The sequence below is a fragment of the Hymenobacter sp. DG01 genome (assembly GCF_006352025.1).
Lineage (GTDB): Bacteria > Bacteroidota > Bacteroidia > Cytophagales > Hymenobacteraceae > Hymenobacter.
Map to the genome: position 1 here is coordinate 2428867 of NZ_CP040936.1, position 23269 is coordinate 2452135.

The following is a 23269-nucleotide window of genomic DNA, read 5'->3' on the forward strand; positions in this document are numbered from 1 at the left end:
CAGTGCAACCAGTTTCCACGCGTTACCTTTGCGCTTCCTATGCTGAAGAACGACCTTATCCTCCGCGCCGCCCGTGGCGAAGAAACTGAGCGCACGCCCGTGTGGCTCATGCGCCAGGCCGGCCGCATCCTGCCCGAGTACCGCGCCCTGCGCGCCCGCCTCAGTGGCTTCAAGGAACTTGTAGAAACCCCCGAGCTGGCCGCTGAAGTCACCATTCAGCCGGTTGATGCGCTGGACGTGGACGCGGCTATCATCTTCTCCGATATTCTGGTGGTGCCCGAAGCCATGGGCCTGACCTACGAGATGGTGGAAGCCCGCGGCCCTCTGTTCCCCGAAACCATCAAAACCGCGCAGGATGTCGCCCGCATGCGTGTTGCTGACCCCGAGGAGCACCTGGGCTACGTGCTGGAAGCCATTCGGGTAACTAAGCGTGCGCTCAACGGCCGGGTGCCGCTTATCGGGTTTGCCGGGGCGCCCTGGACAATTCTGGCCTACATGGTGGAAGGCCACGGCTCGAAAACCTTCAGCAAAGCCCGCCGCATGCTCTACGCCGAGCCGGAGCTGGCCCATGAGCTGCTGCGCAAAATTACGGCTACTACCATTGCCTACCTCCGCGCCCAGGTGCAAGCCGGCGCCAACATTATTCAGGTGTTTGATTCCTGGGCTGGCATTCTCCCCCCTGCGCACTATAAGGAATTCAGCACCCGCTACATCGCCGAAATCTGCCAGGCTATTCCGGAGGTGCCCGTGACGGTGTTTGCCAAGGGTGCTTTCTGGGCCGTGGAGGACTTCGCCCAGCTGCCCTGCCGCACCATCGGCCTCGACTGGAACCAGGATGCCCGCGCCGTACGCCCCCTTGTCGGCGACAAAACCCTGCAGGGCAACCTCGACCCCTGCGCCCTCTACGGCACTCCGGATCAGGTGCGCGCCGCCACTATTCAGATGCTGGAGCAGTTCGGTAAGCAGCGCCACATTGCCAACCTGGGCCACGGCGTGTACCCCGACACCAACCCGGACAACGTGAAGGTGTTCATCGAAACCGTAAAAGAGCACAGCCGCCGCTAAGCAGCGCGCACTACTCTGTAATCTGTCATTCCGAGCGGAGTGAGGAATCTGGGTCAGCCTCTTGTAGGTTACCCCAGATTCCTCGCTCCGCTCGGAATGACCGTTTTACAAGTTGCTTACAGCGTCAGTCCTACCCCTTCGGCTTCGGCTAGGAGCTGTTGTTTCTCGATGGGCACTACCCCAACCTGCTCGCACACCAACCCGCCACCCAGGTTGGCCAGCGCAGCGGTTACGGGGGCAGGCAGGCCCAGGGCTACGCACAGCGCCGCAATGCTGATAACCGTGTCGCCGGCCCCCGATACGTCGGAGATAGTGCGCAGGTGGGCCGGGATGTAGGTGCGCGTGAGCGTGCCGTTTTCCACGAATACGCCGCGCTCGGATAGGGTTACCAGTACAATTTCGGGCGTGAGCAGCTCGCGCAGGCGGGCCACGGCGCTTTCGAAGTGTGGGCGGTCGGCATCGGTGTCACCGAACTCCAGCTTGAGGCCTTCGCGCAGCTCTTTCAGGTTAGGCTTAAACAGGGTGCAGTGCTGGTAAGCCAGGAAGTTTTTCTTCTTGGGGTCCACCACGGTAGGAATACCGCGCTGCCGGGCCAGGCTGATGAAGTGTTGAATGCTGGCTTCATTAAGCACGCCCTTGTCGTAATCCTCAAAGATTATCACGTCGGCGCGGTCGAGCAGCTGCTCGAAGCGCACGGCCAGATCCGCGTTTTCAGTAGAGTTCAGATCGGTTTCAACCTCGGAGTCGATGCGCAGCAGCTGCTGGCCGTGGGCCAGGATGCGCTGCTTCACGGTGGTAGGCCGGTACGACGAGCGCACAATGCCCTCGGCCGAAAGCCCAGTGGTATGCAGCAGCTCCAGCAGCTGGTCGCCGCCCTGGTCCTCCCCTATTACCGCGCACAGCAAGGGGGTAGCCCCCAGGGCCTGCACGTTCAGAGCCACGTTGGCGGCTCCGCCCAGGCGCTGCTCCGTGCGGCTCACGTTTACCACCGGTACCGGCGCTTCGGGCGAGAGGCGGGTTGCTTTGCCCCATACGTAAGCGTCCATCATCACGTCGCCTACAATCAGAACGGTAAGGTGGTTGAACGCGGCAAACAACTCGGGTAGCGAAGCGGGCAAAACGGCAGCAGGCATCAGGGCAAATCTAGGAAGTAAAGGCCGCAAAGGTAATCTACCTGCCGGAAAGAAGGCAGCAAGATGCGGTTGCCGGCTGCTATGGGGGTAGCAAAACAGAGCGTCGTGCTTGCACAAAGGGCAGCACGACGCTCTGTTTCAGATTATGCGTTGGCTTCGCCAGGCTTTACACCAGCTTAGCCAGGCTGTTTTTGATGCGGATAAAGGCCTCGCGCAGCTTTTCATCGGCGGCAGCGGTGCTGAAGCGGATGCAGTTGGGCGCCCCGAAGGCGGCCCCGTCCACGGCGGCTACGTGGCCGTCGTTGAGCATGTACAGCGCCAGATCCTGGGCGGAGCTGATAACCTCGCCGGTGGGCGTGGTTTTGCCGAAGTAACCGGTTACATCGGGGAAGATGTAGAAGGCCCCGCTGGGGGTAGGCGTCCGGAAGCCCGGAATATCTTTCACCAGCTCCAGCACCAGGTCGCGGCGGCGGCGGTAGGCTTCCACCATTTCATCGGCCGAGGAGCGCCCCCCCTGCAGGGCGGCTAGGGCCGCGCGCTGGGTCATGGCGCAGGTGCCGGACGTAATCTGGCTTTGCATTTTTTCGCAGGCGCCAGCAATTTTCTTGTCGGCCGCGAGGTAGCCCACGCGCCAGCCCGTCATGGCGTAGCCCTTGGAAAAGCCGTTCACGGTAATTACCCGGTCCTTGATTTCCTCAAACTGCGCGATGCTCACATGCTCGCCCACAAAGTTGATGTACTCATAAATCTCGTCGGCCAGCACGTACACCTGCGTGTGGCGGGCTACTACCTCGGCAATAGCACCCAGCTCCTCCCGCGAAAACACGGCCCCCGTGGGGTTGCAGGGCGAGGAGTACATGATAAGCTTGGTACGGGGCGTAATGGCCGCCTCCAGTTCCTGGGCCGTCACCTTAAAGTCGTTTTCCAGGGAGCCCACCAGCGGCACGGCCGTACCCTCGGCCAGCTTCACCATCTCCTCGTAGCTCACCCAGTACGGCGAAAACACAATCACCTCGTCGCCGGGGTTTATGAGGCTGAGCACGGCGTTGGCCAGCGACTGCTTGGCGCCGGTGCTGACCACAATGTTTTCGGGCTTGTAGTCGAGGTTATTGTCGCGCTTAAACTTGTCGCAGATGGCCTGGCGAAGATCGGGGTAGCCGGGCACGGGGGTGTAGAAAGTGAAGCCTTCATCAAGCGCCTTTTTGGCGGCGTCCTTGATATACTGCGGGGTCTGAAAATCCGGCTCACCAAAGCTCAAACTAATTACATCCACACCCTGGGCAGCCAGCTCGCGGGCCTTTTTGGCCATGGCAATCGTCTGGGACTCCTGCATGGCATTAATACGGTCAGAAAGAACGAGGGGCGCGAGGGCGGTAGCGTCGGACATGGTAAACGGGGTGGTTAGGGAAGGCCGCAAAGGTACGCCGAATGTACGGAGTGCGGGGCAAAACCCGGCGGGCTTTCGCTTGCCACGGCCTACTCTTCGCGCCCCAGCCAGCGGAAGCAGCGCAGCAGCAGGCGCACGTCGGTCCCGGGCTCGTAGTCCTTGGCGTAGAGCAGCTCCAGGCGGCGGCGGGTGGCTTCGGTCAGGGGCGTAGCGGTAGGCTGAGCCGCATCGGCGGCCGAAAGCACTGCCCGGGCCAACCGGCGCGGGGCCGTGGCGTACCGCAGCCCTACCCAGGTGCGCGAGCCCGCCAGTACCCGCAGGCAGTTGCGCAGAAAACCGCCCTTGTGCCGCTGCGCCCACACCACTACCGGCGCCGCCAGCAGCAGCACCAGGCTAATGGCAATATCGAGCAGGCGCTTGGTACGTACCTGGGCCGGCCGGAACAGGTTTAGCTGAATATCGAGGGCGTAGTAATCGCCGGGCGAGTCTTTACCCGAACTGCCGATGATGTACTCGCTGCCTTGGGGTAGGATTTTGTACGCTACCGGGGGCTGCCGGTGCAGCTCCACCATGAGCCCGATAATCTGGCTGGCCGACAGGTCGCGGCCGCAGAAAATCAGCTCATTCAGATCATAGATGCGGATAATGTCGTCGAGTTGGCGCACCTCGCCCAGCAGGTCGTCGGCGGGCGCGGTGGCCTTGCCCGGAGTCGTGCCGGGCTCGATGTAACCAATTACACGCGCCGGCACGGCCGCGTGCTCCAGCAGGTAGCGCACCCGCTGGGCTTCCTCCGCCGAGCCCACAATGGCCACATTTTTCTGGTACTCAGCCGTCAGGCTGAAGGTACGGTAGCGCAGGAAGTTGGCCGCGGCCCGCCGCAGGCTCAGGGCCGCCACGGCCCACGCCCCGCCCAGCACAATCAGGGCCTTGGAGAAGCGCCAGGCGTCCAGAAAGTTGCTGAAAGCCGAAATCAGGACCGTGCCCACAAAAATGCCCCGCACAATGCGGCTCACGCGGGTAGGCTGGTCGTAGGCCCCGCTGAAAAACGCCGACAACAGCCACACCGCCACGTACACGGGTACGGCCACGGCCATGTAGGGCTCGGGGTAGGGCTCGCGCACGTAGCGGTGGTTTTGCTCCCAGTACGTTTTCAGAAAGTACATGCCCCCGTAGAGCAGGCCCGCATCGAGCAGCACGGGCGCTGCCTGAACCACCAGGCGCTGGGCCACGGCCGCGCCGGCCCGCAGCCAGATGGCCAGGTTAATCAGGAAGCTGAAGGCCCCCGCCCGGCCCGGGGCAAAGTGCTTGCGGGCGAAAATCACCATGGCCCGGTAAAACACGAACACGTAGTTTACGCTCGTGCGCTTGGTGCTCTCGCCCTTGTAGTGAATGATGCGGGTACCGGCGAAATAGTAGTTTTTCCAGCCGCCCTGGGTTAAGCGGTACGAGAGGTCAATATCCTCGCCGTACATAAAGTAGTCTTCATCCAGCAGCCCTACCTGGTCCAGGGCGGCCTTGCGCATGAGCATAAAGGCCCCGCTGAGCACCTCAATTTCGTGGGTTTGCTCGGGGCTGAGGTAGCCCAGGTGGTAGCGCCCGAAGCGCCGCGACTTCGGAAACAGCTTTGCCAGCCCGAAAATCTTGTAAAAGGCCACCCAGGGGGTAGGCAGCCCGCGCTTGCTTTCCGGCAGAAAGGTACCTTGCCCGTCCAGCATCTTCACGCCCAGTCCGCCGGCCTGCGGGTGCTCGTCCATAAACTCGCAGCAGAGCCGGAAGGTGTCTTCTTCTACTACAGTATCGGGGTTGAGCAAGAGCACGTACTGGCCCCGGGCCTGGCGCAGGGCCTGGTTGTTGGCCCTGGAGAAGCCTGGGTTATCCTTGTTTTCAAGGAGGATGACTTCCGGAAACCGGCTGCGCACCATATGCACCGAGCCATCCACGGAATTGTTGTCCACCACGAATACTTCTACCGGCCGGCCCAGCTTTTCCACCGCCCGCCGCACCGAGAGCAGCGCCTGCTCCAGAAAGTAGCAGACGTTGTAGTTGACAATAACGACGGACAGCGTAATGGCAGGCGGCACAGGGAGCAGAGCAGGAAAGGCCGCGAAAGGTAAGCAGAGTCTATCTGTTCTAGAAACTTGCATGGCTTGCCGGCCGGGTTTCAAAATCAACCGACTGCCGTGCAATGCTATCCACGGGTTTAGTGCGCCGGAAGCAATTCGCTTCCTAAAGCAGCTTCTGAAACAGTGCAGCCGGGTAGTACAGCTGCCATCAGAGCTAAGTGAGGCACCATACTATTTAAGCTAAGCAAGTGCCTAATCCTTTATTTTATAATTTTATTAATATAAAATATCAACAAAATAATCCTTCCTTGCAAGCTCAATGGCTTTTCAAGCTTAACTGGTAAAGTGGCGAAGTTCTGTTCTTCTGCCTGACTTCATTCTATGGCATTCAAAAAAATGGCTGCTCAGGCCAAGAAGACGCTAAAAACCGCTGCCCTTTCCACTTCCAAAAAGCTCTGGCGTGTTCCGCTACGTCAGGCAGAGAGCCTGGCCCTGCTGCGGGGACAGGAAATATATGATCAGCAACATCCCTCCGTGCAGTTAGCCGGCACTAGAGCAGCCAACGGGGGCAGAGCACACCACCGCCCCGAAACGCGCACTTTTGCTCCGGACCGCGTGTGGCAGGTCAGCACTGGTCGCAACGGGGTCCGCTCCCTGGCGGTGTGCCGTACCGGGGGCCTGCTTCTTAACGGCCGCACCCTGCTCGACGTTGATTTTTCTGCTGCTGCCGGCTTAATTGATATGCCCTTCAAGCGGCGCCGGGTGCACTACCCGCTGGTGGTAGCCCCCTGGCCCCACCAGTGGGCCAGCTTCTATGACTATACCACGTTCGTGGTAGCCAAGCTCTGCCGCATAGAGCAGGCCTGTGGAGCCGATATCTGGCAGCAGGCCAAAGTATGCTATCCGCTGCTACACACTCCTTTTGAGAGCGACTTCTTACATCTGCTGGGCATTCCGGCGGCCAACATCATCGACACGGCCAGCCTGTGGCACACAGAGCTGCTCACCGACTGCGCCCTAGTGGCGAACAGCCAGCAAAGCTGGTCGTCGAGCCTGGGCGACCTCGCCCTGCTGCGGGCCCGCTTTCGGCCGCAAAAGCCAGCCGTGCAACCCTGGCGGCGCTTGTATCTCTCCCGCGCGGGGCGCCGACGCGTCCTGAACGAAGGCCCCGTCAGGGTCCTTATGCAGTCATATGGCTTCGAGATAGTGGAAGATGAGCCGCGCAGCATCAGTGACCAGATTAAGCTGTTTCAGGAAGCTGCGGTTGTGGTTGCCCCCCACGGAGCAGGACTAACTAATCTGCTGTGGTGCGAGCCCGGGACCAAGGTGCTGGAGTTCTATCGGCCTAACTATTTCTACTACCTGTGTACGGCGCTCAATCTGGAATACCAATTTTTGGTTGACTACAGCACCGGCCCGAGCAGCAACCACTGGAGCAACATGAGCCACGATATGGTAGCGCCTCTGGCGGAGCTTGAGCAGCAGCTTCAACAACTACTGCGCGACTAAACTTAACTGACCCTACCCTATCCCCTGGGCGTAAAAAAAAGCCTGTTGGGGTACAACAGGCTTTTTGATTAGATGAGGGGTAGCCCACTCTGGCTTAGCGCGCCTGGCGCTGGCGCTCTACAATGGAGCGGCCCAGGGTAATTTCGTCGGCGTACTCCAGCTCCCCACCCATCGGGATGCCACGGGCAATGGTGCTGACGTTCAGCTCGGGCAAGTCGCGGAGCTTGCGCGAGAGGTAGAAGGCCGTGGTGTCGCCCTCCATGGTAGGGCTGATGGCCAGAATCACCTCCCGGATTTCGGAGCCCTCCTTGGTCACGCGCTCCACCAGCGAGTCAATAGTGAGGTCAGAGGGACCGATGCCTTCAATGGGCGAAATGACGCCGCCCAGCACGTGGTACATGCCCTGATACTGGGCCGTATTCTCAATGGCAATTACGTCGCGGATGTCGGACACTACGCACACCGTGCTCTGGTCGCGGAGCTGGTTGGCGCAGATGCTGCACTCCGGCGTATCGGAAATGTTGTGGCAGGTGTCGCAGTAACGAATCTCGAAGCGCATCTTAGCCAGGGCCTCCGCCAGGGTAGCGGTGGTATCGGCCTCAGCCTTCAGCAGGTGCAGGGCCAGGCGCAGAGCGGTTTTCTTGCCTACCCCCGGCAGCTTCGACAACTCGCCAACGGCATTTTCTATCAGTTTGGAAGGGAATTCCATTCAGGTCAGGAAGAGGGTAAAAGAACTGTCATCCGGGGCTTGCACCTGGTTATCAGGGGGCCCGAATCTAAACAACGATTCCTACCTGATAGGTCCTTCGCAAGCGCAGGATGACAGATTTTTTCGGTGGCTACTGCCTACACTACGTCAGCCGAAATTCCCCGGTCGTGGATGGCGGTGCACATGCCGGCCAACTCGTCGTAGGCGCCGTGCTTTACGGTACACTGCCCTTTGTAATGAATAAGCAGCGTGCACTGCTCGGCTTGCTCAGGCTCGTGTCCGCACACGTCCATCAGGGTTTTGATGACGTGGTCGAAGGTATTGATGTCATCGTTGTACACGACCAGGTCGCGCACGTCAATGGTTTCCTCCAGGAGCAGAACGTCCTCGTCGTACTCGATTTGCGGTTTGCTGTTCATGGCACAAAAATACGGAGAAGCGGGCAAAAAGCCGGGTTCCATTGTCCGGACAGGTGTAGTATAACCCGTTGAGGGGCTGAATCGTTTCCGGATTTCAGGAAGATTACAACCGAAGGCGCCCTCTCCTACCCCCCTGCTCTGCCGTAAGGCCGGCGGGCAAAAGAACGGGCCGCCGTAATTTCGGCTTGCCAATGTATGCCGGCCGGAGCAGCCGCAACGCTGCCTTATCCAGGGGGCGGCCTGCGCCGTACTGGCTTAACGTCCGTTGCCGGGCTCCTCACTTACCCTCAGCACCCGCATTCAATGCCCGTTCCATCTGCCGAATTCAAGCGCGCCCTCAAACGTCTGTCGGATAAAGAAAAAGAAGCGCTGCTGCTGCGTGCCGCCCGCCGCGACGCCGAGCTCTACGACACCCTCAGCTTCGAGCTGCTTCCCGACGTAACAACGGAAACCATTTTTGAGCAGGCCTCCGACCAGATTCATGAGCTGTTCGCGGTGGGCGCTACTGGCCGCCTGCTCAACCGTAGCCTCACCAAAGCCCTGCAGAAAGCCACCAAGGAAGTAGCACGCGCCCGCCGCATCACCAAAGACAAGCGCCTGGAAGTGGACCTGAACCTGTACACCCTACGCCATATCTTCGAGAACTACACGGGGCAGTTTGAGAGCGTGTACGCGGGCTTCTACACCAGCACGGCCCGGCTGGCGGCCCGCACGGCCCAGCTGATTCTACAGAACCTGCACGAAGACCTGTGGCTGGAGTACAAGGCGGAAATAGATGATTTTCTGCAGCAGCTGCACGCCCGCACCAAAAGCCGCAGCCTCAAATTTGAACTGCCCCGCGAGTTGGAGCTGCCGGAGTAGGTAGGGGTAGTTGGATGAAGGAAGTGTAGCATGAAAAAGGCCCCGCCGCAGTTGCGACGGGGCCTTTTGATAGAATAGTGGGCATTCGGTGCTTTATGCCAACTACCCAAAATCAACTACATTACTTCTTGGCAATAACGTTGAAGCTCATCGTGAAGTCATCCATGATGGCTTTGTCGCCGATGCTCTCGAAGAACGACTTCGAGCCGTACTTGATGTCGAACTTGGTGCGGTCGATGGTAGCCGTGCCGCTGGCCGAAGCCACGCCGTTTTTCACGCCTACTTTGGCCGGGAAGGAAATAGACTTAGTGATACCCTTGATGGTCAGGTCGCCGGTTACGGTGGCGTTGTTGCCGTTGGCGTCGCCTTTCAGCGGAGCCAGGCTAGTGATTTTGAAGGTAGCCGTGGGATACTTATCAATGCTGAAGAAGTCGTCGGAGCGGAAGTGGCCTACCAGCTTGTCGTTGTATTCCTTCTCCTTGATGTCCTCTACTTTCAGTGAGTTCATGTCCACCAGGAAAGTGCCGCCCACAATCTGGTTGCCGCGCACCAGCACATCACCTTCCTTGAACTGAATGGTGCCGTTGTGCTGGCCGGTTACTTTTTTGCCTACCCAGCCCAGGGTGCTTAGCTGGGGCTGCACGGCGTAGCTGGCAGCGGCGGCCTTCTCAGTGCCGGGGTTGGTTTTCTTAACGGCAGGCTTTTGGGCGAAGGCCGGGGCCGCAAACAGGGAAGCAGCCAGCAGAGCCGGCAGAATCATTTTTTTCATGGCGTTATCAACAAAAAGAGAAAAGGGACAAGAGAAGGGGCCTGAATGCATCAGGCCCGAATTTTATCGAGCAGGTCGCTGAGCTGGGCGGCTTCCTGGGCACTGAGGTTCTGCAGGCTGGTACCCTGCGCCTCCATCACCGCATCCAGGCGCTGCAGCAGCTCCAGCCCCTCCTCGGTGATGCGGATATCCACAGCCCGACGGTTGCTGGGGCACACTTTGCGCGTTACCAGCGCCTTAGCTTCCAGCTTATCCACAATGCGCGAGGCATTGCTGGTTTTGTCGAGCATGCGCTCAATCAGCAGGTTTACGGTAGCCGGCTTAGGATGCTGCCCGCGCAGAATCCGCAGGATATTGAATTGGGGCAGCGTCAGGCCGTATTCCTTGAACATGGCACTCTGGCGCAGCTGCAGCCAGCCAGCCGTGAATACCAGGTTAATGTATGCTTTCTGGTAGTCGTCTTTGAAAGCCGACTGCTTGATTTCGTCTTCTATCTTCATGGGCCGTGGGAAAAAGCCGAATGGTGCTGCAAATATATGTACATACATTTAATGTTGCAACACCATTGCTTGTATCCCGTAAAATAATTTCTGCTACCCCATGTTTTGCCTCCATGGTGCGGGGCAGGGGTGTCAGAACGCGGCGGGGCGAATACCGTACACAGGCGGGTATTCAGCTCCTACCCTACGCCCCATGAAAAACCTCGTGCTTCTGCCCGCTCTGGCTTTTAGCTTACTTACCGCTTCCGCAGCCCTGGCCCAGGGCGGTGCTCCCTCCGGCGTGGCCGGGCCGGTGGCTACCAACCCCTCCGATAGGTTTATGCTGCAGAACGGCGAGGTAGTACTGGTTCAGGGCAAGCGCCCTACGCCGCTTACCAAAAACGTGCTACTTTCTAACGGCACGAAAATTAATTATAAGAGTGGTATTGTGGAGCTGCCAGGTGGCAAAATCACGACTTTGAAAGAAGGCGACTACGTGCGCCCCAACGGTGATATTGTGTTTGCTACCCCGGCCAGCGCCGCCCAGTCCCGCGGCGACAACTCGGTGCCGGCCACGGCCAAGTTCGAAACCTACCTCGATCCGCGCCCGTCCCCGGCTACCCCCGCCGCCATGGAAAGCCGCCTTTCAGAGATGAACAATAAAATCAGCCTCATGGCCGAAAAGATTCAGCTGCTGAATCAGAAAATCAGTGTACTCAGCAGCAACTCCCAGCGCCCCGCCGATACCGCCGCTCTGGATAAGCAGATTGAGGCCATTGACGCCAAGCTGAAAAGCAACTAAATAAGTGATTAAATGAGAGTATCTATGCCCCCGGTGTTTGCTCATCGGGGGCTTTGTGCTTGTATCGGGGGTAGGAAGCTGCCGCGGCGTAGCCTCATCCTCCCCCTCTTATTACTCAGCTACTCGGTTACTTCGTTACTCTCAGGTGCCCGTTTTCTTCCTGTACCAGGCCAAAAGGCTCGTTTTGCACGATCAGAAAGCCATCCAGGTCGCACACGTCGGCCAGGGCACTGACCTGCAGGGCCGAGCGGATGCCCAGCGAGGTTTCCACCATGCAGCCCAGCATGGTTTGCAGTCCGTGGGCACGGGTTTCACGCAGAATGCGCAGTCCGTTGAGGTAGCCGCCCGCCTTCATCAGCTTCATGTTTACGCCATCGAACTGCCGGGCGATATCCGTAAAGTCAGCCGCGTCGGTTACCGATTCATCGGCGAATACGGGCACGCCCAGGCGGCCTTTCAGGTAGCGGTAGTCGGGGGCACAGGCCGCGGGTAGGGGCTGCTCCAGCAGACGGGCGCGCAGGCCCGGCAGTTGCCGGATGCGCTCCCAGCTTCGCAGCAGGCTATCGGCATCAGGCCAGGCTTCGTTACCGTCGATGAGCAGCTGGTGGCCCGGCAGCAGGCGTGTTACTTCACGCAGCAGCTCCAGGGCGCCCTCCTGATTTACCTTTATTTTTAGCTGCGGAAATCGTTTCAGCCCCTGGGCCTGCACAAACTCAGCCACCGCTCCCGGCTCCATAATGGGTAGGGTGCAGGCCGTGGGCACCTGCCGGGCCGGTGCGGCAAGGCCCAGCCACTCGGATACCTGCTGCCCGGCCCGGACCGCCTCCCAGTGCACAAACGCCGACTCCAGCGCGAAGCGCAGCGCGTAGGTCGGGGGCTGGTTGGTGAGCAAACAAGTGAGTTCCGGCAGCGAGGTGCACTGCCCCAGTCCCGCCCGTTGCAGCCCTGCAAACTCGGCCTGCAGGCCCTCCGGGGTTTCGCCGTAGCGTACGTTGGGAGCGGCCTCGCCCAGGCCGTAGCTACCATTGCCCTCCACCCGCACCAGCAGGTTGGTTTTGGTGGTGGAAGCATTGCGCGAGATTTTCCAGGTGTAGCGCAGTGGCAGCACAAGCGGGGTGAGGGTCCAGGCGGGCATAAAACCAGAGGGAGTTTTGGCGAAAGATAACCCGAGAATACATGCCTGGGGCGTCGAGCCGGGCGGCAGGACAGTGCTTTTTACCGGGCGGCTGGGCCGCGGCGGCAGGGTAGTCCTTACTCCGCCGCAGAAGCCTATCTTTGCGGCATTCCCGCTACCCCCTTTTCCCCCGAATTGCCGCGCATGAAGTTTTCGCGACTCGCCCCCCTTGTTCTTATCCTGTTTCTGGTAGCCGCCGTACTCACGGCCGCTACGGCCCAGGGCTGGCTTACGCTGGACCCGGTTATTGCCATGGCCGCCCGTTGGCTGGCTATTCTGTCGGCCATAGCGCTGGCCGTGCAGCGCCGCTCCATCACGTTCTGGATTGTGGTGAGCATGCTGGTCGGTGCCGAAATCGGCCACGACTTTCCTACCCAGGCCGTGCAGTTGAAAGTGCTCAGCGACGTGTTCCTGCGGCTGGTGAAAACCATTATTGCCCCGCTGGTATTCGCCACCCTAGTAGTGGGCATTGCCGGCCACGCCGATCTGAAGCAGGTGGGCAAGATGGGCCTGAAGGCGCTGATTTACTTTGAAGTAGTTACTACGTTCGCACTCTTTATCGGGCTGGGGGCCATCAACCTGACCCGGGCCGGTGAGGGCGTGGACCGCAGCGGCATTGCCGCCGATACCGAGAAGCTGGAAACCGTTAAGCAAACCACCGCCGACATTATCCTGCACATCTTCCCCGAGAACATTGCTAAATCGGTGGCCGAAGGGCAGGTTCTGCAGGTGGTGGTGTTTGCCATCATCTTCGCCATTGGCCTGGCTATGGTGCACCAAAAGCACCGCCAGCCCCTGCTGCAGGTAACCGAGAGCCTCTCGGAGGTGATGTTCAAGTTCACTAACGTGGTGATGTTCTTCGCCCCATTCGGGGTAGGCGGCGCTCTGGCATACACGGTAGGCAAAATGGGCTTTGCCCCCTTGTTGAACGCCTTTAAGCTGCTGCTCACGCTGTATGGCGCCCTGGCCGCTTTCGTGCTGCTGGTGCTGGTGCCCATTGCCCTGATTGCCCGCATTCCGCTCAAGCGCTTCGTGCAGGCCATTACCGAACCCGTAAGCATTGCCTTTGCCACTACCTCCTCGGAGGCCGCCCTTCCCCGGGCCATGGAAGCCATGGAAAGTATTGGCGTACCGCGCCGCATCGTAGCCTTCGTAATGCCCACGGGCTACTCGTTCAACCTCGACGGCACCACGCTTTACCTCTCACTGGCGGCCGTATTTGTGGCCCAGGCAGCGGGTGTGGAGCTGTCGTTTGGGCAGCAGCTCGTGATGGTGTTCACCTTGATGCTGACATCGAAGGGGGTAGCCGGCGTGCCACGCGCCTCCCTGGTAATTCTGCTGGCTACGGTGGCTTCATTTAACCTGCCGGCATGGCCTGTGTTCATCATCCTGGGCATTGATGCCCTGATGGACATGGCCCGCACTGCCGTAAACGTGATGGGCAACTGCCTGGCTACGGCCGTGGTAGCCCGCTGGGAAGGCGAGTTCGTGGACAACTTCGTGGCCCCCGACCCGGTTTTGGACTTGGCCGAGGCCGACAGCAGCCTGAGCCAGCACGCCCACTAGGCCCGGTCTTTTTTAAGTCCAAAGCAGGCACTCCGCCCTGCACGGAATAACTGCCTGAATACCTTGCCCTTCTTTATGAGAGGCAAGGTATTTTGCATTTACTCAATACTGATTTACATCCTGCGCATAGGCCTAATAATTATAGAAGAAAAATCATATATTTTAATTGTAAATCATAAATCAAATTGTGCTTTTCTGGCGTTCCTGTGCTGTAATTTTGAAATTCCGCTGTGCGGCAGGACTCTGATTGTGTTACATATGCTTCGTTCTTACTCTTATGTATTTCTGGCGTTAGCCGGCCTGGGCCTGGCTAGCTGTAAATCCACGGAGAAGGCCGTGTTCCGGGCCATTCGCTCCAACAACTCGGTGGCGCTCGGTCGGCTGCCCCAGTTGGAAGCGGTAGTGGAGCCTGGTCCGCTGAACACCACCGAGGGCGCCTATCCCGACGACGCCAGCAAGGTGTTCCGGCAGGAGCTGTCATTCCACCTGGCCGAAGCCCAGCCCGACACCGTGAAGTACGGCTACGCCAAGCTGCTGGTAACCCAGGCCCAGGTGCAGCGCACCGGCCGCGCCCTGCAGGCCTTCCAGATGCTGACGCTGATGACGCCCAGCCTACTGGGCATGCCTCTGGAGTGGTACCGCACCAACGTGAAAGCCGAAGTGCAAATCATAGATTCCAAGGGCGAAGTGGTGCGTACCTACACCGGCGCCGGCCGCAGCAAGGTGCGCGTGGCCATGTACCACGGCTACAGCCAGACCAAAGCCGCCCGCCTCTCCGACGTGCAGGCCCTGCGCCTGGCCCTGGACCAGATCCGGCCCCAGCTGGACGCCGATGCTGATACCCTGCGTCAGCAGCTGGCTACTTCGGGGCCGCTGGAGGAAATCATTGGTCAATCGGCCCATTCCGCTGACTCCAGCGGCGTTAACTAACCCTATCTATTTCGAATTTCGCGCTTCCCCGCTTAGCTGGCTCCCGAGCCGCTTGAGCGGGGAAGCCTTTTTTAGGGGATTGTCGAAAGCAGACCAGGCGCAACCGTAGCGGCAGATTTGGTTACTTTGACGTGGGTCGCACTTTTCAGTACCGCAGCCCGCAGCTCACTTTTTCCATTTCTGATGAAACACGCAGTACAGGCGTTTCTGCTAGGTACGGCCCTGCTGACCGCCGCGCCAGCCGCCCAGGCCCAAAAGCAGAAAGCCGCGCCCAAAGCCGCCGCTACTCCCGCCGCGGCCACCAACGCCGCCTTCCCCTACCCCATCCAGCAAAAGCAACTCCCCAACGGTCTGAACGTGGTGACTGTGCCCTTCGACTCGCCGGGCCTGGCCTCATTCTTTCTGGTGGTGCGAGCCGGCTCCCGCGACGAGGTGGAGCCGGGCCACACGGGCTTCGCCCACTTCTTTGAACATGTGATGTTCCGGGGCACCGAGAAGTACTCCAAAGACCAGTACAACGACGTGCTGCAAAGCATCGGGGCCGCGGCCAACGCCAATACCTCCCTCGACCGCACCGTGTACCACATGACCGGCAACGCCCGCATGCTGGAGAAAATGTTTGAGGTAGAAGCCGACCGGTTTCAGAACCTGAAGTACCCCGAACACGACTTCAAGGCGGAAGCCGGGGCCGTGAAGGGTGAGTACACCAAGAACTCGGCCTCGCTTTACACCCAGCTCAACGAAAAGGTAGCCGACGCCGCCTTCGACCACCACACTTACGAGCACACCACCATGGGCTTCTTCAAGGACGTGGTGGACATGCCTAATCAGTACGACTACTCCCTGACCTTCTTCGACCGGTTCTACCGCCCCGAGTACACGACTCTGCTGGTGGTCGGCGATGTGAAGGCCGACGAGGTAAACAAGCTGGCCGACAAGTATTTCGCTAACTGGAAGCGCGGCACCTACAAGCCCGACATCAAGTCCGAGCCCGCCCAGACGGCCACGCGCTACGTGCACATCCAAAACCCTAGCTTCCCGCCCTTGGTAAGCCTGAGCTACCGTGCCCCGGCCTTCTCCGATCAGCAAAAAGACCTGCCGGCGCTGGACGTGCTGACTACCCTGCTCTTTGCCGAAAACTCGCCGCTCTACCAGCAGCTGGTGGTGAAAGAGCAGAAGGTTCGCTTCGTGGGTGGCTCGCCCAACTACACCCGTGACCCGTACTTGCTTACCATCCGGGCCTCGGTGGTGAAGGCCGAGGATATGCCCTACGTGAAAGAGCAAATTACCAAGGCCCTGAACGAGATGAAAACCAAGCCTGTGGACGCCAAGCGCCTCGCCGACACCAAATCGGCGCTGAAGTACGGCTTCCTGATGGGCCTCGACGCCCCCGACCAGATTGCCAACGCTCTGTCGCAGTTCATCTGGCTGACCGGCGACGTGAACTCCCTGAACCGCTTCTACGCCCTCTACGACCAGGTAACGCCCCAGGATATTCAGGCGGCGGCCCAGAAGTATTTCGTGCCCGAAGGCCTCACGGTGGGCACCATCGGCCCGAACGCTACCGGCGGCGTGCAGTAAGCTCTTTCTCTTTTCTTCCCTGATTTTCTTCTCATGCGTTATACATTCTTCCGCTTTCTGCTGGCCGCCGCCCTGCTCGGCCCAGTAGCTACTACGGCCACCCGCGCCGCTGAGGTAGTGGAGCTGCGCCAGCCCAACGCCGCCAAGGTGGTCGTGAAGCTGCAGTTCCGCAACGGCTCGGCCGCCGACCCCGTGGGCAAAGAAGGTCTCACCTACCTTACCAGCCAGCTTGTGACGGAAGGCGGCACCAAAGATCTGACCTCGGCTCAGCTAAAAGACTTGCTTTACCCCATGGCGGCGCGCTACTACGCCACCACCGACAAGGAAGTCACGACTTTCACCTTCGAGTTTCACAAGGACTTCATCGACAAGTTTTACCCGGTGCTGCGCGGGCTCATGCTCACGCCCAGCTTCACCCAGGAAGACTTCGACCGCCTGAAAAGCAACCAGCTCAACTACGTGGAGCAGGTTATTCGGGCCTCGTCGGATGAAGACTACAGCAAGTTTGCCCTGGAGGACCAACTGTTCCGCGGCTCCCGCTACCAGCACATGACGCGCGGTACGGCCGCTGGCGTCAAGAGCATCACCCTGGCCGACGTAAAGCAGTATTACGCTACCGCCTTCGGCACCGATAACCTGACCATCGGGCTGGCCGGCAACTACCCCGCTTCGTTTGCCAAACAGTTGGAAGCTGACCTGAAGAAGCTGCCCAAAAGCTCGGTAAAAACGCCCATTCCGGTGGCAGCCATGCCCAATGGCATCCACGTTGAAATCATCAGCAAGCCCGATGCGCTCGGCTCGGCCGTGTACGCGGGTTTCCCCATCAAAACCACCCGCGCCGACGATGATTTCGCGGCCCTGATGGTGGCCAATTCCTGGCTGGGTGAGCACCGCAAAAGCTACGGCAAGCTCTACGACAAAATCCGCACGACCCGCTCGATGAACTACGGCGACTACAGCTACATCGAGTGGTACGAGGCGGGCGGCTCCAACATGCTGCCGGTGCCGGGTGTGCCGCGCCACGCCAATTACGCCAGCCTCTGGCTGCGCCCCGTGCAGATTGCCGAAGGTCTGCGCAAGCAATACCCCAGCGAATTGGGCGACCTGAAAGTAGGCCACGCCCCGTTTGCCCTGCGCTTGGCCGTGCGCGAAATGGACAACGTGGTGAAGAATGGCCTGAGCAAGGAAGACTTCGAGCGGACCCGCACCTTCCTGCGTTCCTACGTGAAGCTGTATGGTACTACCCCCGCCAAGCAGCTGGGCTTCCTGCTCGATTCGCGCTTCTACGGCCGCAAGAACTGGCTGCAGGATGTGGATGCCCAGCTTGCCAAGCTCACCCTGGACGACGTGAACCGCGCCATGCGCAAGCACTGGCAGGTGCAGAACATGTTCGTGACCATCGTGACCGACGACAGCGAAGCCCAGCCCCTGGCCGACGTGCTCAAGAACAACACGCCCTCGCCCATGAGCTACGCCAACGTAGTAAAAGCCGGCCTGCCCAAGGAGGTGGTAGCCGAAGACGCTGAAGTAGCCAACTACAAGCTCAACGTGACGGAAGTCAAGGTGATTAACACCAACGACACGTTCCGGTAGCCTGTCATTCCGAGCGATGTAGAGACGCAGACTCGTGTCATGTCGTTGAACAATGGTGTCCACACGGCACGGACGATAAGACGCGAGTAGGCGTCTCTACACTGTTTAGGAAACCAATTCATATATAGCAAAACCGCTTTGGATAGCCTCCGAAGCGGTTTTTCTTTTTTATGAATTAAACCCTACCCCCACCCCGGCATCTATGCCAATGAATCCGGATACAACATCTCTTCCCACTAGCGTTTACGTCTTCATGAAAGCTATTACCCTCGCGCTGGCTCTGTCGCTGCTCCTCGGCGGCTCGGCCGTGCAAGCCCAGAACACCCAGGCCCGTCAGGGCGCCCCGGCCCGCAAGGAGCTCCTCGCCTACTACCAGCAGAACGTGCTGCCCGTGGTGCGCCAGCAGCGCCAGAAGCTGGAAACCCAGCTGACTACTTCCGACAAAGCCCAACTCACCCTATACCGGGCCCAACTCAAGGAAACCCGCCAGAAAGCCAAGGCCCTGCGCCAGAGCTTCCGCCTGGCCGGCACGCCCGCCGGTACCCGCCCCGAGCTGACCGAAACCCAGAAGCAACAGCTCCAGCAGCTCCGCACCGAAACCAAGGCCATTCTGCAGAACGTAAGCCAGCTGGCCCAGAAGTACGAAGGCGACATTGCCAAGCTGGCCCAGGAAGTGCAACCCCAGAAGGAAAAATGGCAGGCCGACACCAAAGCCATTCTGGCCCGCACCACTACCCCCGAGCAGCCAGCCAAAGCCGGTAAGGGCAAGCACCAGCGCCACGCGGGGGGCGTGCGGCGCTACTTCCAGCCTACCTCCTTCCTGCTGCTCAACCCCAACGCGCCCACTCAAAAGCCTACCCCCACGGAGCGCGGCAACGCGGGCGTGTACCCTAACCCTTCCGTGAGCACCAACCAGCTGGAGTATGAGGTGAAGAAAGCTGGCCCCCTGACGGTAGAGCTGCTCGATGGGCGCGGCAACACCCTGCGCACTGTAGCCCAGGAAGCCAAGGTGGAAAAAGGCCCCCACACGCTGCAGGTAAACGTGGCCGACCTGCCGGTGGGCACTTACTACTTCAAAGTCACCACCCGCTCAGGCGCCGAAACCAAGCGCTTCGTGAAAGAATAGCCAGCTGCCTCCTACCCCTCAATAACTAGGGAAACCCAGCGTTACACCAGCCGGACTGCTTTGGCAGTCCGGCTGGTGTTGTTTTGCGGCAACGCCATCTTTCGGCTTGGCGGCGGGAGCTGCTGAGCGGCGTGTTATCTTTACGACCTATGCTGCGCTCCTTCCTCTCCTGGCTTCTTGTTCTGACCTCCACTGTGCTGGTAGCGGCCTGCTGTGGCTCCGTTGCCTGCGAGTGCAACGACACCTACGCCGACGCCATCGGCCTGCAGTTCAGCGCCACTAATTCTCAGGACAGCCTGCGCGGCTTTTTTCCCTCTTACATCGATACGGTGTACCTGATCCGGAACCCGCTCGACACCACCCAGCGCCCGAGCGCCGATACCGTAACCTTTACCCGGAGCCGCGCGGCAGTGTTTACCCAGCCCATCATCATCAATAACGCTACCCCCTTTAGCCTGGCTACCGGCCGCAAGCTCGACGCCTACCGCTACACCCTGTACCTGGCCAAGCGGCGCAGCCGGGTTACCCCTACCTACACCTACAGAATAGACAGCATTCAACTCAGGACCCGCTACCAGGGCGACGGCTGCTGCACCTGCTACCAGAACTCCAGCAAAAAGGTGTTTGTTACCAACCAGAAGGGCACCGCCCAGCAGATCGACCTGACGGACACCAACGGCAATAATGAGCTGAAGCTCATTACGCTTGAACGGTTTTAGCCCAGCTGCGCCCTTAGCGGCCCCCGCCTCTTTTGCTCCCTAAGGCTGTTGCACGTCCGCGGGGGCGGCTGCTGCCGTATATAGTACCGTGCTACGTCTAGCAGGCCCCAGTCCCGCCCGCGACAGTAGCGCGCTTCTGGTTTATGCTGAAAGAACCCTCTGCGGCTGTTACGCCCACATTTCCCTTCCAGACCACGCTTAGCCTGGAGCCCCTGATTGCCTACTGGCAGAGGGGCGAAAATTCCCAAAATGTGGGGGTAGCCATGCTGGCCAAGGCCGTCAGCGAACAGGTAGCCACCGCCGATTGGTCGCGGGGTAATATTGAGGATCTGAAGCTGCTGGAATGCAACTGCGACCTGGTAGAAACCCTGATGCTGGCCGTATTTCCGCCCGCCTCCTTCGATACTGACATTGCCGGCGCCATTGCTCCGTTTCAGCGCCATAGCTTCTACCACACCCCGCGCTTTGCCGAGGTGCTGCTGAACCCGTCCAAGTCGATTAAGCAGCCGCTGAATATTGACATGCGGACGCTGGAGGTCTATACCACCCGCATGGCCTACCAGCTGATTCTGGAGAAAGTGTACGGGGTGCACCTGCCCCTGCAGGGCACCATTATCTTCACCGTGCCCGACTACAGCATTGGCCTCTACCGTCACTATGGGGTAGAGTTCAACTCAACGTTCGTGGAAATCAGGGTGCACGGCAACAAGCCGGAGCTGACGCCGGAACAGCTCGACCACCTGGCCCGCAACCCCCACCGTGCCGACTTGTGGCAGCAGATGCTCCCGCCTCACCACTTCGAGCTGGTGGGCTTCAACATTCTGCACCTGGTAGATGTAACGGAGCAGGAAATTCTTTCGGAGCTGAAGTACGATTTGCTGGAGCGCGACGTGCTGCAGGCCTCCGACCGCCTGGAGCAGATACAGGAAAAGCTGCGGGTGCTGTTCGGGCGGCCGTTTCTGCAGCTGGGCATTGCCGCCTACGACGGCAAAAAGCGGGCTTTTGTGGATTTCGGCCGCAAAATAAACCACAGCTTCCTGACCAAGCAGCTCCACAGCCCCGATGCCGGCTCCGGCTTCCGCCAGATTTACAGCCGGCTGTGGGCCGACCGCCAGCCGCTGGTGCTGGAAAACGTGGAGCAGGCCGATATTCCCGAGGACCTGCGCCAGCAGATTCTTAGTCTGGGCATCCGCTCGGCCATTCTGGCCCTGCTGCCCTACGGCGACGACACGGTGGGCCTGCTGGAGCTGGGCTCACCCAACGTGGGCGACCTGAATGAGTTCAGTTTGGAAAACGTAAACCAGTTTGTGCCCTTGTTCGCGGTAGCCGTGAAGCGCAACGCCGAGGATATCCAGACGCGCGTGCAGGCCATCATCAAGGAGAAATTCACGGCCATTCATCCCACCATGGAATGGCGCTTTACCGATGCCGCTCAAAACCTGCTGCAAAAGCTGGAAGACGGTAACAAGAGCGCCGAAATGGAGGACATCGTGTTTCACGACGTGTACCCGTTGCACGGCTCCAGCGACATCAGGGGTAGCAGCACAGCCCGCAACGAAGCCATCCAGGGCGACCTGGTGGAGCACCTGACCCTGGCCGGGAAAGTCCTCAAGAAAGCCTCCGAGTTTCAGCAACTCCCCATCCTGGATGAGCTGAAGTTCTACGTCCACAAAAACCTACGCCGCCTGCGCGAGGGAATTTTGTCGGGTGATGAGGTCAGCATTTTCGAGTCGCTGCGCACGGAAGTTGAGCCTCTGTTCGAGTATCTGAGTCAGAATACGCCTGATCTGCGGCCCATTATTCGTCAGTACTGGTCCAACATCGACCCCGAGCTGGGCATCCTGTACAAGCGCCGCAAGGCCTTCGAGGAAACCACCACGCTGCTTAATGATGCCGTCAGCAGCTACCTTGATGAGGAAGACGCCAAGGCGCAGGCCATGTTTCCGCACTACTTCCAGCGCTTCAAGACCGATGGCGTAGAGCACAACATCTATGTGGGCGCCTCATTGGTGGAAAACAAGCCGTTCGACCTGGTTTTCCTGAAAAACCTGCGCCTGTGGCAACTGCTGGTGATGGTGGAAATTACCCGCCGCACAGCCGCTTTGAGCCCTACCCTGCCCATGCCGCTGGAAACCACCCAGCTGATTCTGATTCATAGCCAACCCCTGAGCATCCGCTTCCGGCAGGATGAGCGCCAGTTTGACGTGGACGGGGCCTACAACATCCGCTACGAAATCATTAAGAAGCGCATCGACAAGGCCACCGTGCAGGGCACCGGTGAGCGGCTTACCCAACCCGGCAAAATTGCCCTGGTGTACTCCCAGCAGCGCGAGGCCGATGAGTACGAGGAATACATCGACTACCTCCAGGACCGCGACCTGCTGGAGCCCGGGCTGGAATACCTGGAACTGGAAGAACTCCAGGGCGTAAAGGGCCTCCTGGCTCTACGCGTGACGGTGAAACTGTGATTTAAGGTGATGAGGTAAATGGTAACAGGTAACAGGTAAAATCCGACGTCAGTCCCCCTTCACACTTTACCTGTCACTTGTTACTTATCACCTCATCACCCCACCACTTTCCCGCCACCAGAGCCGCAAGGCCGTGCGCAGCAGAATCAGCCAGAACAAGCCCGCTGCGAAACCGGCCAGCACATCGGTAGCGTAGTGCACATGCAGGTACACCCGCGTGAGGCCAATGAGCAGGGCAAATAGCAGCAGCAGCGCGGCCCAGATGGGGTGCCGCCGGTGCCGCCAAAGCAACCAGGCCAAACAGCCGTAAAGAGCCAGCCCGATCATGGCGTGGCCGCTGGGAAAGCTCAGGCCCTGCTGAAAGACAAGCGCCGAAGACGGCCTTACGCGCTGGAAGTGAGTTTTGAGAAGTTGGTTCAGCAGAGCAGCTCCGGCTACGGCCAGAAACACCTCCAGCCCCTCGCGCCGGTGCCCACGCACCCGCAGCAGCACCGGTATGCCTACCCCCGCTCCCACCAGAAAGGGCAGGGAAGCAAAAAACGTCAGGCCATAGACCAGAGTAGTCAGGCTGGGCCAGGCGGCGCGCAGCACGTCTATCTGCCCAAAGGCCCACTCATCAAAGCTCACGGAATGCTCCACGAACACGACCCGCGTGAGGTAGAAGAACAGCAGTGCTGAGAGCAGGAATACGCCTCCTACCAGCGCCACTTCCAGGGTCAGCAGGCTAAACAGGGCCAGTAAGCGGCCGGCGAAAGACTTCAGCATAGGAGGCAGCAGACGGATGGGGTTGCTGGCGGAACAGGGGGTAGGAAAGCAGCTAAGGTAACTGCTGCCGCCACGCCTGGCTAACCCGTCGAAACCAATTTGTAGCAAAGCCTTATCAAGCTTCCGGCTCGGCAAAGCCGCTTTACGCAAA

The 23269-nt window shown here is 59.7% G+C and carries 20 protein-coding genes; 11 read left to right on the forward strand and 9 right to left on the reverse strand.

The window, feature by feature from the left end; all coding sequences use genetic code 11:
- The first annotated feature begins 39 nt into the window (after nucleotides 1–39).
- On the forward strand, nucleotides 40–1065 hold the full coding sequence (gene hemE / locus FGZ14_RS10205; protein ID WP_139923913.1) for a uroporphyrinogen decarboxylase: 1026 nt from the start codon (nucleotides 40–42) through the stop codon (nucleotides 1063–1065).
- Between the two features lie 116 nt (nucleotides 1066–1181).
- Here the strand turns inward: hemE and FGZ14_RS10210 are convergent, their stop codons facing one another.
- The 3 genes from FGZ14_RS10210 to FGZ14_RS10220 form a co-directional block, all read right to left on the reverse strand.
- Nucleotides 1182–2198: a bifunctional heptose 7-phosphate kinase/heptose 1-phosphate adenyltransferase gene (locus tag FGZ14_RS10210; RefSeq protein ID WP_139923915.1), complete on the reverse strand. Its 1017-nt coding sequence runs from the start codon at nucleotides 2196–2198 to the stop codon at nucleotides 1182–1184.
- Nucleotides 2199–2364: 166 nt separating this feature from the next.
- On the reverse strand, nucleotides 2365–3585 hold the full coding sequence (locus FGZ14_RS10215) for a pyridoxal phosphate-dependent aminotransferase (RefSeq protein ID WP_139923917.1): 1221 nt from the start codon (nucleotides 3583–3585) through the stop codon (nucleotides 2365–2367).
- An 89-nt stretch (nucleotides 3586–3674) separates the two neighbouring features.
- Nucleotides 3675–5666 carry a glycosyltransferase family 2 protein gene (locus FGZ14_RS10220; RefSeq protein ID WP_219601016.1) on the reverse strand — a complete coding sequence of 664 codons (1992 nt, stop codon included), beginning with the start codon at nucleotides 5664–5666 and terminating at the stop codon, nucleotides 3675–3677.
- A 363-nt stretch (nucleotides 5667–6029) separates the two neighbouring features.
- Between FGZ14_RS10220 and FGZ14_RS10225 the strand changes: the two genes are divergently transcribed.
- Nucleotides 6030–7157, forward strand: coding sequence for a DUF563 domain-containing protein (locus FGZ14_RS10225; protein ID WP_139923921.1), 1128 nt, complete (start codon nucleotides 6030–6032; stop codon nucleotides 7155–7157).
- Nucleotides 7158–7251: 94 nt separating this feature from the next.
- Here FGZ14_RS10225 and recR read toward each other — a convergent pair whose 3' ends face one another.
- Both recR and FGZ14_RS10235 read right to left on the reverse strand, forming a co-directional pair.
- Complete coding sequence (gene recR / locus FGZ14_RS10230) at nucleotides 7252–7866, reverse strand: recombination mediator RecR (RefSeq protein WP_139923923.1); 615 nt, start codon at nucleotides 7864–7866, stop codon at nucleotides 7252–7254.
- A gap of 137 nt (nucleotides 7867–8003) precedes the next feature.
- Entirely contained in the window at nucleotides 8004–8285 is a 282-nt protein-coding gene (locus FGZ14_RS10235) for an ATP-dependent Clp protease adaptor ClpS (protein WP_139923925.1), read from the reverse strand.
- A 303-nt stretch (nucleotides 8286–8588) separates the two neighbouring features.
- Here FGZ14_RS10235 and FGZ14_RS10240 point away from each other — a divergent pair, with 303 nt between their 5' ends.
- Nucleotides 8589–9146 carry a hypothetical protein gene (locus FGZ14_RS10240; protein WP_139923927.1) on the forward strand — a complete coding sequence of 186 codons (558 nt, stop codon included), beginning with the start codon at nucleotides 8589–8591 and terminating at the stop codon, nucleotides 9144–9146.
- 121 nt (nucleotides 9147–9267) lie between these two features.
- On the opposite strand, the gene FGZ14_RS10245 is transcribed toward FGZ14_RS10240, so the two are convergent.
- Both FGZ14_RS10245 and FGZ14_RS10250 read right to left on the reverse strand, forming a co-directional pair.
- Entirely contained in the window at nucleotides 9268–9915 is a 648-nt protein-coding gene (locus tag FGZ14_RS10245) for a YceI family protein (protein WP_139923929.1), read from the reverse strand.
- 50 nt (nucleotides 9916–9965) lie between these two features.
- Complete coding sequence (locus FGZ14_RS10250; RefSeq protein WP_139923931.1) at nucleotides 9966–10415, reverse strand: MarR family winged helix-turn-helix transcriptional regulator; 450 nt, start codon at nucleotides 10413–10415, stop codon at nucleotides 9966–9968.
- Nucleotides 10416–10608: 193 nt separating this feature from the next.
- Between FGZ14_RS10250 and FGZ14_RS10255 the strand changes: the two genes are divergently transcribed.
- Entirely contained in the window at nucleotides 10609–11196 is a 588-nt protein-coding gene (locus FGZ14_RS10255; RefSeq protein ID WP_139923933.1) for a DUF6799 domain-containing protein, read from the forward strand.
- Nucleotides 11197–11323: 127 nt separating this feature from the next.
- Here the strand turns inward: FGZ14_RS10255 and FGZ14_RS10260 are convergent, their stop codons facing one another.
- Nucleotides 11324–12331, reverse strand: a complete 1008-nt coding sequence (locus FGZ14_RS10260; RefSeq protein WP_139923935.1) for a dipeptide epimerase — start codon at nucleotides 12329–12331, stop codon at nucleotides 11324–11326.
- Nucleotides 12332–12514: 183 nt separating this feature from the next.
- Here FGZ14_RS10260 and FGZ14_RS10265 point away from each other — a divergent pair, with 183 nt between their 5' ends.
- The 7 genes from FGZ14_RS10265 (at nucleotide 12515) to FGZ14_RS10295 (ending at nucleotide 22353) form a co-directional block, all read left to right on the forward strand.
- Nucleotides 12515–13936 carry a dicarboxylate/amino acid:cation symporter gene (locus tag FGZ14_RS10265; protein WP_139923938.1) on the forward strand — a complete coding sequence of 474 codons (1422 nt, stop codon included), beginning with the start codon at nucleotides 12515–12517 and terminating at the stop codon, nucleotides 13934–13936.
- Between the two features lie 258 nt (nucleotides 13937–14194).
- The gene (locus FGZ14_RS10270; RefSeq protein WP_139923939.1) at nucleotides 14195–14866 is read left to right on the forward strand and encodes a hypothetical protein; all 672 of its coding nucleotides are present in this window, start codon (nucleotides 14195–14197) and stop codon (nucleotides 14864–14866) included.
- 183 nt (nucleotides 14867–15049) lie between these two features.
- Nucleotides 15050–16447, forward strand: coding sequence for a pitrilysin family protein (locus FGZ14_RS21745; RefSeq protein ID WP_180754324.1), 1398 nt, complete (start codon nucleotides 15050–15052; stop codon nucleotides 16445–16447).
- A 33-nt stretch (nucleotides 16448–16480) separates the two neighbouring features.
- On the forward strand, nucleotides 16481–18040 hold the full coding sequence (locus tag FGZ14_RS10280) for a pitrilysin family protein (protein ID WP_139923941.1): 1560 nt from the start codon (nucleotides 16481–16483) through the stop codon (nucleotides 18038–18040).
- 253 nt (nucleotides 18041–18293) lie between these two features.
- Entirely contained in the window at nucleotides 18294–19166 is an 873-nt protein-coding gene (locus tag FGZ14_RS10285) for a T9SS type A sorting domain-containing protein (RefSeq protein WP_139923943.1), read from the forward strand.
- A 149-nt stretch (nucleotides 19167–19315) separates the two neighbouring features.
- Nucleotides 19316–19885, forward strand: a complete 570-nt coding sequence (locus FGZ14_RS10290) for a hypothetical protein (RefSeq protein WP_139923945.1) — start codon at nucleotides 19316–19318, stop codon at nucleotides 19883–19885.
- 143 nt (nucleotides 19886–20028) lie between these two features.
- Entirely contained in the window at nucleotides 20029–22353 is a 2325-nt protein-coding gene (locus tag FGZ14_RS10295) for a GAF domain-containing protein (RefSeq protein WP_139923947.1), read from the forward strand.
- 87 nt (nucleotides 22354–22440) lie between these two features.
- Here the strand turns inward: FGZ14_RS10295 and FGZ14_RS10300 are convergent, their stop codons facing one another.
- Entirely contained in the window at nucleotides 22441–23118 is a 678-nt protein-coding gene (locus FGZ14_RS10300; protein WP_139923949.1) for a phosphatase PAP2 family protein, read from the reverse strand.
- Between the last annotated feature and the right edge of the window lie 151 nt (nucleotides 23119–23269).

Excerpts from the sequence above, each read along its gene's own strand:
- FGZ14_RS10210 (WP_139923915.1), bottom strand. The coding sequence starts at position 2,198 with ATGCCTGCTGCCGTTTTGCCCGCTTCGCTACCCGAGTTGTTTGCCGCG.
- FGZ14_RS10255 (WP_139923933.1), top strand. The coding sequence starts at position 10,609 with ATGAAAAACCTCGTGCTTCTGCCCGCTCTGGCTTTTAGCTTACTTACC.
- FGZ14_RS10225 (WP_139923921.1), top strand. The coding sequence starts at position 6,030 with ATGGCATTCAAAAAAATGGCTGCTCAGGCCAAGAAGACGCTAAAAACC.
- FGZ14_RS10270 (WP_139923939.1), top strand. The coding sequence starts at position 14,195 with ATGCTTCGTTCTTACTCTTATGTATTTCTGGCGTTAGCCGGCCTGGGC.
- FGZ14_RS10260 (WP_139923935.1), bottom strand. The coding sequence starts at position 12,331 with ATGCCCGCCTGGACCCTCACCCCGCTTGTGCTGCCACTGCGCTACACC.
- FGZ14_RS10240 (WP_139923927.1), top strand. The coding sequence starts at position 8,589 with ATGCCCGTTCCATCTGCCGAATTCAAGCGCGCCCTCAAACGTCTGTCG.
- FGZ14_RS10285 (WP_139923943.1), top strand. The coding sequence starts at position 18,294 with ATGAAAGCTATTACCCTCGCGCTGGCTCTGTCGCTGCTCCTCGGCGGC.
- FGZ14_RS10250 (WP_139923931.1), bottom strand. The coding sequence starts at position 10,415 with ATGAAGATAGAAGACGAAATCAAGCAGTCGGCTTTCAAAGACGACTAC.
- hemE (WP_139923913.1), top strand. The coding sequence starts at position 40 with ATGCTGAAGAACGACCTTATCCTCCGCGCCGCCCGTGGCGAAGAAACT.
- FGZ14_RS10300 (WP_139923949.1), bottom strand. The coding sequence starts at position 23,118 with ATGCTGAAGTCTTTCGCCGGCCGCTTACTGGCCCTGTTTAGCCTGCTG.
- FGZ14_RS10235 (WP_139923925.1), bottom strand. The coding sequence starts at position 8,285 with ATGAACAGCAAACCGCAAATCGAGTACGACGAGGACGTTCTGCTCCTG.
- FGZ14_RS10295 (WP_139923947.1), top strand. The coding sequence starts at position 20,029 with ATGCTGAAAGAACCCTCTGCGGCTGTTACGCCCACATTTCCCTTCCAG.
- FGZ14_RS21745 (WP_180754324.1), top strand. The coding sequence starts at position 15,050 with ATGAAACACGCAGTACAGGCGTTTCTGCTAGGTACGGCCCTGCTGACC.
- FGZ14_RS10265 (WP_139923938.1), top strand. The coding sequence starts at position 12,515 with ATGAAGTTTTCGCGACTCGCCCCCCTTGTTCTTATCCTGTTTCTGGTA.
- recR (WP_139923923.1), bottom strand. The coding sequence starts at position 7,866 with ATGGAATTCCCTTCCAAACTGATAGAAAATGCCGTTGGCGAGTTGTCG.
- FGZ14_RS10215 (WP_139923917.1), bottom strand. The coding sequence starts at position 3,585 with ATGTCCGACGCTACCGCCCTCGCGCCCCTCGTTCTTTCTGACCGTATT.
- FGZ14_RS10280 (WP_139923941.1), top strand. The coding sequence starts at position 16,481 with ATGCGTTATACATTCTTCCGCTTTCTGCTGGCCGCCGCCCTGCTCGGC.
- FGZ14_RS10245 (WP_139923929.1), bottom strand. The coding sequence starts at position 9,915 with ATGAAAAAAATGATTCTGCCGGCTCTGCTGGCTGCTTCCCTGTTTGCG.
- FGZ14_RS10290 (WP_139923945.1), top strand. The coding sequence starts at position 19,316 with ATGCTGCGCTCCTTCCTCTCCTGGCTTCTTGTTCTGACCTCCACTGTG.